Origin of the sequence: Streptomyces durocortorensis (assembly GCF_016901035.1) — a bacterium.
Taxonomy (GTDB): domain Bacteria; phylum Actinomycetota; class Actinomycetes; order Streptomycetales; family Streptomycetaceae; genus Streptomyces; species Streptomyces durocortorensis.
Genome location: NZ_JAFEUF010000408.1, coordinates 1 through 3,449, shown reverse-complemented (window position 1 = coordinate 3,449; position 3,449 = coordinate 1). Strand labels below are relative to the sequence as shown.

The window sequence follows — 3,449 nt, the reverse complement described above, 5'->3', positions numbered from 1 at the left end:
CCCCCCCCGCCCCCGCCCCCCCCCCCCCCCCCCCCCCCCCCCCCCCCCCCCCCCCCCCCCCCCCCCCCCCCCCCCCCGCGACCGTACCCACAAGGGAAGCCATCGTGATTTCCGCGAAGGACCTCAAGAACCCCCACGTCGTACGCCGTGACCTGCTGGCGTCACTCGTCGTCTTCCTGGTCGCGCTGCCGCTGTGCGTCGGCGTCGCCGTCGCCTCCGGAGTCCCGGCGGAACTGGGCCTGGTCACCGGCATCGTCGGCGGACTCGTCGTCGGCCTCCTCCCCGGTAGCAAACTCCAGGTCAGCGGCCCCGCCGCCGGACTCACCGTCCTCGTCTTCGAAGCCGTCAAGGAGTTCGGCCTGAGCACGCTCGGTCCGATCGTGCTCGCGGCCGGACTGCTCCAGGTCGTGCTGGGGCTGGCGCGCTTCGGCCGCTGGTTCCGCGCCATCTCCGTCTCCGTGGTGCAGGGCATGCTCGCCGGCATCGGGCTGATCATCGTGCTGGGCCAGGTGTACGCCATGGCCGACCTCGAACAGCCGGGCAGCGGTCTCGCCAAGCTGGCCGGGCTCCCGGGTCTCGCCGTCGACATCGTCACGAACCAGGAGGCCCTGACCGCCTTCGGCCTCGGCGCGGGAACCGTCGCCGTGCTGCTGCTGTGGCCGAGGCTCCCGGCCCGGGTGCGGATCGTCCCGGCGCCCCTCGCCGCCGTCGCCCTGGCCACCGCCGTCGCCTCGCTGGCCGGGCTGAGTCCCGCGGTGGCCGACGTCAACGGCCTGCTCCACGCCATCGATCTGCCGGGTGGGGCGGAGTTCTCCCGGCTCGCCGACGTGGCGGTGATCGGCACGGTCCTGGCCTTCGCCCTGATCGCCTCGGCCGAGAGCCTGTTCAGCGCCGCGGCCATCGACCGGATGCACGACGGCCCCCGTACCGACTACGACAAGGAGCTGGTGGCCCAGGGCGTCGGCAACACCATCTGCGGGGCGCTCGGCGCGCTGCCGATGACCGCGGTCATCGTCCGCAGCGCCGCCAACGTCCAGGCCGGGGCGACCACCGCGCTCTCCCGGGTCGCGCACGGCCTGTGGCTGCTGCTCTTCGCCGCACTGCTGCCCGCCGCCGTCGGGATCATCCCGCTGGCCGCGCTCGCCGGGATCCTCGTGCACGCCGGGTGCAAGCTGGTACCCGCCAAGGAGTTCGGCCCGCTGTGGCGCGAACACCGCGGGGAGGCCGTCCTGCTGGCGATCACCGCGATCGCCATCGTGGTGACCAACCTCTTCGAGGGGGTCGTGCTCGGTCTGCTGCTGGCGGTGGTCAAGTCGGCCTGGGAGACCTCGCACGTCCAGCTCACCACCCATGAGCTGACCGGCGGCCGGGTCGTGGTGACCCTCACCGGGAACGCCACCTTCCTGCGACTGCCCCGGATCCTGGAGCAGTTGGAGAAGCTCCCGCAGGACCAGCCCATAGAGCTGGACCTGACCGGGCTGCGCCACCTCGACCACGCCTGCCGGGTGGCCCTGGAGAACTGGGCGCGCCGGCACAACAACGCGGAGATCGAACCGGTGACGATCCGCCGGTAGGCCGGTCGGTCAGGCAGTCGGTCAGACAGACAGGCAGACAGACAGGCAGACAGCGGTACAGGACGCCGGGGCTTCATGAGAGCGCCCGGCGTCCCGGCGTCCCGCCGAAGTGGCGGCGGCGGAAGGGCAGAGGTCCGGCCCCGCGAAGCCGAGTGATCAGGCCGCCTGGGCGAGGAGTTCCGCGCGGCCGAAGAGGAGCGCGTAACCGGGCGGCAGGCAGCTGACGACGTCGGCGACGAGGTCGTCGCCGACCAGCGCGGCAAGCTGACTGAGCACCACCCCGGCGGCCCACCGGGCGGTCGCCGGGGTGCCCCCGGTCCGCTCCGCGAGTTCACGGACGAAGACGGCCCCGGGAAGCTGCTTCACGGCCGGGACCTCCGCGGCGAACACGCGGGCGGCCTCCTCGGGCAGGGCGGCGGCGAGCGCGACCCGCTCGTCGCCGGTGACCTGCCGGCCGAGCGCACCCAACACGGCACACAGGCTCTCCTCGGCGCGTTCGCGCGTGGGGTAGGCGCCCTCGTACCGGATCTTCTCCAACAGCAGGCCAAAGGTCGTGTCCATCGGTGCGCCGGCGTTCCGAGGCTCGTGGATCATCGTGGCGGCAGCCCTTCTCGTCCGTACTGCTCATGTCGTGGCGGGGGCCGCCCCCGCGGCTCGTCGTCGAGTCGGCGCGGGGGCGCACAGCGGGTGGATCCAGGTCAGGTGTTCTTCGGATGCCCACCGAAGAACAAGTCATGCCCGGAAGGCCACGGCTGCCCGGCGACGGAACGACTGACCGTAGGACCGTTACGGCTTGCGGGCCACGAGCCCCCACTGGTCGACCGGAACCGCGTCGTCCTCCTCGGGCCGCCAGCGGTCGATCGACACGAACCCCGGCTCGACCAACTCCAGGCCGGCGGCGCAGCCGGTGATCTCCTCCGGTTCCCGGACGAGGTAGGGCGGGTTGTCGCCCGACGCGTACGCCTCCTGCGCCGCCAGCGTCTGCGGGGTCTTCACCGTGTCGCAGAGCACCAGGAAGCTTCCCGACGGCATCCGGGCCAGGTACCGCCGGACGACGTCGATGCCCTCGGCCGGGGCGAGATGGCCGAGCGTCGAGAGCAGGAGTACGGCGACGGGCTCGGACAGGTCGAGTGTCCTCGCCGCCTCGTCCACCACGGTGTCGACTGCGGAGAGATCGGCTTCCACATAGGCCGTGCGGCCCTCGGGCGCGCCGGCCAGCAGGGCCTCGGCGTGGGCGAGGACGATCGGGTCGTTGTCCACGTAGACGATCCGCGACTCGGGCGCGATGCTCTGCGCGACCTCGTGGGTGCTGTTCGCCACCGGCAGCCCGGTCCCGACGTCCAGGAACTGGCGTACCCCCGTGGAGGCCAGGTAGCGGACGGCGCGGATCTGGAAGGCGCGCGAGGCCCGGGCGATGTCGGCCATCTGCGGGTAGGCCGCGCTCACCGCCTCGGCCAGCTCCCGGTCCACCGGGTAGTGGTCCTTGCCGCCCAGCCAGGCGTTCCAGACACGCGCCGAGTGGGGAACGTCGGACCGGATCCTGCGGCGGAAATCGTCGTCGTCGACGCTCATGTCTCTCCTCTGCCGGCTCTCCGTGCACGGTGGTTGGCCGGATTCGCCCCTGCCGGGGCCCAGGTGGCGACCGTACCGCGCCGCCCTGCGGCACGCAGCGGAGGCGAGCCGGGGCAGGGCGCTCAGAGGATCCGGCCGACGAGCCCGAAAACCCAGGTGATCAGGACCCCGAGGAGGATGAAGACCCCGACGGTGATGACGCCGCACCACGACCAGCCGCCTCCGGTGTCCAGCCCGTGGTAGTCCCGCCCGCCCAGCTCCCCGTCGAACAGATCCATGGTCCGTCCCCTCCCCCGTGTCCCC

At 72.6% G+C, this 3,449-nt stretch carries 4 protein-coding genes; 1 reads left to right on the top strand and 3 read right to left on the bottom strand.

Features of this window, described 5'->3' with window-relative positions; translation table 11 throughout:
- The first annotated feature begins 104 nt into the window (after positions 1–104).
- Entirely contained in the window at positions 105–1,574 is a 1,470-nt protein-coding gene (locus JS521_RS34680; protein WP_205086843.1) for a SulP family inorganic anion transporter, read from the top strand.
- Positions 1,575–1,730: 156 nt separating this feature from the next.
- On the opposite strand, the gene JS521_RS34675 is transcribed toward JS521_RS34680, so the two are convergent.
- From JS521_RS34675 to JS521_RS34665, 3 genes are all read right to left on the bottom strand, one after another.
- Positions 1,731–2,168, bottom strand: coding sequence for a DUF2267 domain-containing protein (locus tag JS521_RS34675; RefSeq protein WP_205086842.1), 438 nt, complete (start codon positions 2,166–2,168; stop codon positions 1,731–1,733).
- Positions 2,169–2,360: 192 nt separating this feature from the next.
- On the bottom strand, positions 2,361–3,146 hold the full coding sequence (locus JS521_RS34670; RefSeq protein ID WP_205086841.1) for an SAM-dependent methyltransferase: 786 nt from the start codon (positions 3,144–3,146) through the stop codon (positions 2,361–2,363).
- A 122-nt stretch (positions 3,147–3,268) separates the two neighbouring features.
- Complete coding sequence (locus JS521_RS34665) at positions 3,269–3,424, bottom strand: hypothetical protein (protein WP_205086840.1); 156 nt, start codon at positions 3,422–3,424, stop codon at positions 3,269–3,271.
- Between the last annotated feature and the right edge of the window lie 25 nt (positions 3,425–3,449).

Bases quoted from the DNA above. Each gene is read 5' to 3' on its own strand.
- JS521_RS34675 (WP_205086842.1), bottom strand. From the start codon at position 2,168: ATGATCCACGAGCCTCGGAACGCCGGCGCACCGATGGACACGACCTTT.
- JS521_RS34670 (WP_205086841.1), bottom strand. From the start codon at position 3,146: ATGAGCGTCGACGACGACGATTTCCGCCGCAGGATCCGGTCCGACGTT.
- JS521_RS34665 (WP_205086840.1), bottom strand. From the start codon at position 3,424: ATGGATCTGTTCGACGGGGAGCTGGGCGGGCGGGACTACCACGGGCTG.